This is a genomic window from Rhodoplanes roseus (assembly GCF_003258865.1).
GTDB lineage: Bacteria > Pseudomonadota > Alphaproteobacteria > Rhizobiales > Xanthobacteraceae > Rhodoplanes > Rhodoplanes roseus.
Map to the genome: position 1 here is coordinate 1 of NZ_NPEX01000301.1, position 6,529 is coordinate 6,529.

Genomic DNA, 6,529 nt, shown 5'->3' on the forward strand with positions numbered 1-6,529 from the left:
GGCCGAGCGCCACCGGCAGCCGCAGCGGTCCGGCGACCAGCCAGCCGCGGGTCGGGGCGCCGGGGCGCGGGGCTACCGCGATGCGGCAAAGCCGCCCGCCGGGACCGGGCCGGGGCTTCGTCTTTCGTCCATGGGTCTGAGGAATCAAGGGTATGGCCGCCTGCACGGTGCTCGGAACGCTTGCTCTTTTGCCCCCGAATGCTCTACTTCGCGCACTATCGCGTCCCATGTGCGCGTGCGCCAGAGGCCTCGACCGATGCCGAATGCCCGCAAGATCCTGATCGTCGACGATGAAACCGAGCTGCGCGAGGCCCTGGTCGAGCAGCTCTCGCTGCACGACGAGTTCGAGCCGGCCGCCGTCGACACCGGTGCCAAGGCCGTGCAGGCCGCCAAGGCCGGCCCGTTCGACCTGGTGATCATGGATGTCGGCCTGCCGGACATCGACGGCCGCGAGGCGGTGCGCATCCTGCGCAAGAACGGCTTCAAGGCGCCGATCATCATGCTGACCGGCCACGACACCGATTCCGACACCATCCTGGGCCTCGAATCCGGCGCCAACGACTACGTGCCCAAGCCCTTTCGGTTCGCCGTGCTGCTCGCCCGCATCCGCGCCCAGCTGCGCCAGCACGAGGCGAGCGAGGACGCCGTGTTCGCCATCGGGCCCTACACGTTCCGGCCGAGCTCGAAGCTGCTGGTCAGCCCCAAGGGCAACAAGGTGCGGCTGACCGAGAAGGAGACGGCGATCCTCCGCTTCCTCTACCGCGCCGGGCAAAAGCCGGTGTCGCGCGACGTGCTGCTGCAGGAGGTCTGGGGCTACAATTCGGGCGTCACCACCCACACGCTGGAGACGCACATCTATCGGCTGCGCCAGAAGGTGGAGCGCGACGCCGCCAGCCCGGCCATCCTGGTCACCGAGGCCGGCGGCTACAAGCTGGTGCCCTGAGCGCCGGGCGGGGTGGCGCCAGGGCCCCGGCCCGGACGGCCCGCAGCCGGGGAAAACTGTTTAAGGTTATCGGATTACACTTCATTTCCGCGAAAGATGGGAATCCACTTTCGGCGATCACGATGTAAATTCGACTGGACCGACCGCCGGGGGCGCGGCCGGCCTCCCTTCTCGGAACCGGCCGCCCCGGGACGCCGCCCCAGGCCAGCACCATCGTCGCGACCGCATGAGCATCGAAGACGATATCGGCTTCCTGGCGAGCGTTCCGACGTTCCGCCTCCTGGGGCCGAACGCGCTGCGAATCCTGGCGATCGGCTGCGAGAGCCGGTCGCTCGGCTCCGGCGACGTGCTCTTCCGGGCCGGCGATGCGGCCGACTGCGGCTATGTGGTGCAGGAGGGCGCGTTCCGGCTCGATCCCCCCCGCCCCGGGGGGGCCCTGGTGACGGTCGGGCCCGGCGTGCTGCTCGGCGAGATGGCCCTGCTGATCGACACCATCCGCCCCGTCACCGCCACGGCGACCGAGCCGTCGTCGGTCATGCGCATCCCGCGGCAGCTGTTTCTCAAGATGCTGGAAGGGTTTCCGGATGCGGCCTTCCGGCTGCGCGACCACATGGCGGCGCGCGCCGTGGAGACGGCGGACGACATCGCCCAGGTGCGCGGGGCCCTCGAATCGGGCCGGTGATGCATCAGTCGGCCGGACTGATGCATCAGTTGCTCAGATGTCGAGCTTCACCGTCACCGGAACGTGGTCGGAGGGTTGCGGCCAGCCGCGCGCCGCGCGGGTGACGGTCATCGCCGCGACCCGGTCGCCGATCGCCGGGCTGACCCACACATGGTCGAGCCGGCGGCCGCGGTCGGAGGCCTCCCAGTCGGCCGCCCGATAGCTCCACCACGTGTAGAGCTTCTCGCTGTCCGGCACCTTGCTGCGCATCGCGTCGACCCAGCCGCCGGCGCTGCGCACGGCGCCGAGCTTCTCGCACTCGATCGGCGTGTGCGACACCACCCGAAGCATCTGCTTGTGGCTCCACACGTCGTGCTCCAGCGGCGCGACATTGAGGTCGCCGACCAGGATGGCGCGGGCGCCGTTCTGCGGATGCAGGCCGGGCGAGACCCGCATCTCGTCCAAGAAGGCCAGCTTGTGGGCGAACTTGGGGTTGACGAGCGGGTCGGGCTCGTCGCCGCCGGCCGGGACGTAGAAGTTGTGAACGGTCGCCGGATCCTTCAGCCCGGCGCGCTCGCCGAACGTCACCGAGACGTGGCGGCAGTCCTGCTTCTCGCAGAAGCAGCGCCGGTCGGTCGCCTCGAAGGGCAGGCGCGAGACGATGGCGACGCCGTGGTAGCCCTTCTGGCCGTTGGTCGCCACATGGGTGTAGCCGAGCCGGGCGAGGCGCTTCAGCGGGAAGGCGTCGTCGGGGCACTTGGTCTCCTGGAGGCACAGCACGTCGGGCCGGGTCGCCTTCAGGAATTTCGCCACCAGCTCGATCCGCAGCCGGACCGAGTTGATGTTCCAGGTCGAGATCGTGAGGGGCATCGTCACCTTGCTCTGCAGGCGTCCTTGATAGCGCGGACGTGGGCAGGAGCAAGGCCGGACGCCGTTGCGTCAACCGGCGGGCGCGCGGGCCGGCTGCGGCTGCAGCACGGGCATGGCAGCCGGCGGGCCCGACATCGCGGCGACCGCGGCGGCGATCTCGTCCGGCACGGCGTAATGCATCATGTGGCCGACCCCCGGAACGACATGCAAAGCCGATCCGGCGACGGCGTCGTGCAGCCGCGGCGCCTGCTCGTGCTCGACCAGCCGGTCGCCGGCGGCGCCGAACACCGTGACGGGGCAGGCGATCTCGCCGTACTGGGCGGCGAGCCGCCGGGCCGCCGGGATCATCAGCCCGGATTCCTCGGCCGTGGCCCGGAGCTGCGACGGCCGCAGCGCCATCGCGACCGGAAAGCCGGCCCGGAACGTCGCCGGCACGCTGCGGGGGGAGAACAGCTTGTTCAGCACCGCCGGCGTGAGGAGCATGCCGAGCAGCGGCGCCACGGTGTGGCGCATCAGCGCGCCGACCACCGGCAGCGCCGGCCCCGAGGCGAGCCACACGTCGATCCGGCGGGTCGGCACGTAATACCCGGCCGCCAGCACCAGCCCGGCGACCGTGTCGGGCGCCCGCAGCGCCAACGCTAGCGCCACCAACGTCCCCCACGAATGCCCGACAACCACGGCCCGCTCGATCCCGAGCCGGCCCAGCAGGTCGGCCAGCAGCTCCGCCTGCGCCTCCGGTGTCATTGCGCTCCGCGGCTGGTCGCTCCACCCGAAGCCGGGCCGGTCAACGGCGATCACCCGGTGCGTGCGTGCGAGGCGGCCGAAGAGCCCGCTCGCCTCCATGTCCTGCACCATCGCCCCGTTGCCGTGCAGGAGCAGCACGGCCGGCCCGTCGGCCGGCCCGGCCCCGACGTAATGAAGGCGCAGTCCCTTCACGGTGAGAAACCGCCCGCGGGGCGGGTTCTTCCGCTCGGCCCGCCTCGTTGCGAGGGCGACCGCGACCGCATTGACGGCGAGCACGCCGGCCACGACGGCCAGGGTCTTGGTCACGGCCAGCGTCTTGGTCGTCGAGGTCGTCTTCATGGGGGTCATGGGAACGTCTCCGCGGGTCTGATGCGCCCGCGGACACGTCCCGCGAAACGGCGAAGGGCGCACCGGCCGGCGCGCCCCTCGGACAAACCCGCACTGCAGCATCCGTTCCGGCCGCCTCGTCGCAGCCGGACCGCGCCGCTACTGGAGCACGCGCTCGTAGTTGATCCTGAACAGGCCGGGATCGGGCTTCGAGGCCGGGTCGAGATTGTAGACCGCGACCGTGGTGTCGTAGCCCTGCGGATCCGTCACGGTCCACTGGCGGAGCTGAAAGTCCTTGGCGCCGAACATCATCATCAGCTTGTGGGTGCCGGTGAGCGCCTGCTTCTCCTCGATGACGACCGTGACGAACACGTCGTCGGCCGAGACCGACACCAGATTGGTGTCCTTCAGCAGGTCGATCTTGTCGACCAGGAGGTAGCGCAACGGCGTCTGCGACAGCGGATAAAGGTCCTGGGTGGCGAGCTTGCGGTCGCGCACGACGACCGAGTTGCCGTCGGCGATGACGTCGATCGGGCTCGGCGGGTTGTACTCGAACCGCACCTTGCCGGGCTTCTGGATGTAGAACTGTCCCTCGGTCCGGCCGCCGTCGGGGCCGACCTGGATGAAGTTGCCGACCAGCGTCGACATGCCCGACAGATAGCCGCTCACCTTGTCGGCCAGCGCCTTCTGGGAGCCGTCGAATCCGCCCGCGCGGGGTGGAGTCGCGACCGGCACGACATTGCCGGCGGCGGGATTTCCGGTCAGGGCCGGCGCCGTCAGCGGCGCGCGTGCCGGCTGGGACGCCTGGGCGACCCGCTTGGGTGAGGGAACCGGAAGCGGAATCGACTGCGTCGCCGCCATGGCCGTCGCGCCGAGCAGGCAGGTCCCGAGCACCATGCTGCCGACCAGCGCGGCCGCCCCCGAAGTCCGCATGATCATCTCCGATTCACCCCTTGCCCCGAGAGAAGACCTGTCGTCCAGGTCTATGGCGATTTCGCGGCCCGTGGGGGCCTCGCGTGGTCCGGATTCAGGCGGCCAGGCGCGATCGGCGCCGGACGGCAGGTCACCATAGCGGGCCCGTCAGAAGCTGTCCTCCGCCTCGCCGCCCTCGACGAGAATCTCGCGCTTGCCGGCGTGGTTGGCCTGGCCGACGACGCCTTCGGCCTCCATGCGCTCCATCAGCGAGGCGGCCTTGTTGTAGCCGATCTGAAGGCGACGCTGGATGTAGCTGGTCGAGGCCTTGCGGTCGCGCAGCACCACCTGGACGGCCTGCTGGTAGAGGTCGCCGCCCTCCTGGCCCATGGCGGTGCCGTCGAACACCGCCTCGCCGTCGCCCTCCGGCTCCTCCGCCGTGACCTCCTCGAGGTATTGGGGCGTGCCCTGCGCCTGCAGGTGCCGGACGATCTTCTCGACCTCGTCGTCGGAGACGAACGGACCGTGGACGCGCGAGATGCGGCCGCCGCCCGCCATGTAGAGCATGTCGCCCTGGCCGAGGAGCTGCTCGGCGCCCTGCTCGCCCAGGATGGTGCGGCTGTCGATCTTGGAGGTGACCTGGAAGGAGATGCGGGTCGGGAAGTTGGCCTTGATGGTGCCGGTGATGACGTCGACGGACGGCCGCTGGGTCGCGATGATCACGTGGATCCCGGCGGCGCGCGCCATCTGGGCGAGGCGCTGCACGGCGCCCTCGATGTCCTTGCCGGCGACCATCATCAGGTCGGCCATCTCGTCGACCACCACGACGATGTAGGGCAGCGGCTCGAGATCGAGCTCCTCGGTCTCGTAGATCGCCGTGCCGCTCTCCTTGTCGTAGCCGGTGTGGACGGTGCGGGTCAGCCGCTCGCCCTTGGCCTTGGCCTCGAGCAGGCGCGCATTGTAGCCGTCGATGTTGCGCACGCCGACCTTGGAGAGCTTCTTGTAGCGGCTCTCCATCTCGCGCACCGCCCATTTCAGCGCGACCACGGCCTTCTTCGGGTCGGTGACGACGGGCGTGAGAAGGTGCGGGATGCCGTCGTAGACCGACAGTTCGAGCATCTTGGGATCGACCATGATCAGCCGGCACTGGTCCGGCCGCAGCCGGTACAGCAAGCTCAGGATCATGGTGTTGACGGCGACCGATTTGCCCGAGCCGGTGGTGCCGGCGATCAGCAGATGGGGCATGCGGGCGAGGTCGACGATCACCGGATCGCCGCCGATCGTCTTGCCGAGGCAGAGCGGCAGCTTGGCCGAGGAGTCGTGATACTGCTCGGCCGCCAGCATCTCGCGCAGATAGATCTTCTCGCGCTTCGCGTTGGGCAGCTCGATGCCGATGACGTTGCGGCCCGGCACCACGGCGACGCGGGCCGACACGGCGCTCATCGAGCGGGCGATATCGTCGGCCAGCCCGATCACGCGCGACGACTTGATGCCGGGCGCCGGCTCGAGTTCGTAGAGCGTCACCACCGGACCCGGGTGGGCGTCCAGAATCTCGCCGCGCACGCCGAAGTCGGACAGCACGGTCTGCAGCGCCGCCTCGTTCGCCTTGATCAGGTCCATCGAGGGGGCGTGGCGGTCGGAGGGTTTCGGCGCGGCGAGCAGCTCGACGCCGGGCAGCTCGTACTCGCTGGCCTTCGCCTTCGGCGGCGGCTTCTTGGGCGGCGGCTTCTTGGCGCGCTTGGGCGTCGGCGGCTCGTCGTCCTCGTCCGCGTCGACCGCTTCGACTGGATCGGCCTCGTCGAAGGGCGGCGTGTCCTCGTAGGCGCGTCGCTCGGCGACGTCGCCGGTGTCGCCCTCGAAGCGCGGCTCGCGCCGCTCGAGCGCGAAGTGGTCGACATCCGGCTCGCGCGAGGTCTTCACCAGCTTGATGCCGGTCGAGAATCCGTGGCGGGCGAGCCGCAGGGCACGCGCCTTCAGGCTGAGCGCCGAATGCACCAGGAAGCCGAGCGAGATCGAGGCCCGCGAATCCTCCTCGTCCTCCTCGGCGTCGGGATCGCGTACGGGCGGCGGCG

6 protein-coding genes are annotated in these 6,529 nt (G+C 70.0%); 2 read left to right on the forward strand and 4 right to left on the reverse strand.

Going from position 1 to position 6,529, the window contains the following annotated elements:
- Positions 1-256: 256 nt before the first annotated feature.
- Both CH341_RS26380 and CH341_RS26385 read left to right on the forward strand, forming a co-directional pair.
- Complete coding sequence (locus tag CH341_RS26380) at positions 257-943, forward strand: response regulator transcription factor (RefSeq protein WP_111421938.1); 687 nt, start codon at positions 257-259, stop codon at positions 941-943.
- 226 nt (positions 944-1,169) lie between these two features.
- Positions 1,170-1,625: a Crp/Fnr family transcriptional regulator gene (locus tag CH341_RS26385; RefSeq protein WP_111421939.1), complete on the forward strand. Its 456-nt coding sequence runs from the start codon at positions 1,170-1,172 to the stop codon at positions 1,623-1,625.
- A 33-nt stretch (positions 1,626-1,658) separates the two neighbouring features.
- Here CH341_RS26385 and CH341_RS26390 read toward each other — a convergent pair whose 3' ends face one another.
- The 4 genes from CH341_RS26390 to CH341_RS26405 form a co-directional block, all read right to left on the reverse strand.
- On the reverse strand, positions 1,659-2,474 hold the full coding sequence (locus CH341_RS26390; protein WP_111421940.1) for an exodeoxyribonuclease III: 816 nt from the start codon (positions 2,472-2,474) through the stop codon (positions 1,659-1,661).
- 69 nt (positions 2,475-2,543) lie between these two features.
- Complete coding sequence (locus CH341_RS26395) at positions 2,544-3,566, reverse strand: alpha/beta fold hydrolase (RefSeq protein ID WP_111421941.1); 1,023 nt, start codon at positions 3,564-3,566, stop codon at positions 2,544-2,546.
- 138 nt (positions 3,567-3,704) lie between these two features.
- The gene (locus CH341_RS26400; protein WP_245431262.1) at positions 3,705-4,478 is read right to left on the reverse strand and encodes an outer membrane lipoprotein carrier protein LolA; all 774 of its coding nucleotides are present in this window, start codon (positions 4,476-4,478) and stop codon (positions 3,705-3,707) included.
- Between the two features lie 147 nt (positions 4,479-4,625).
- A partial coding sequence (locus tag CH341_RS26405) for a DNA translocase FtsK (protein WP_111421943.1) occupies positions 4,626-6,529 on the reverse strand: 1,904 nt, incomplete at its 5' end.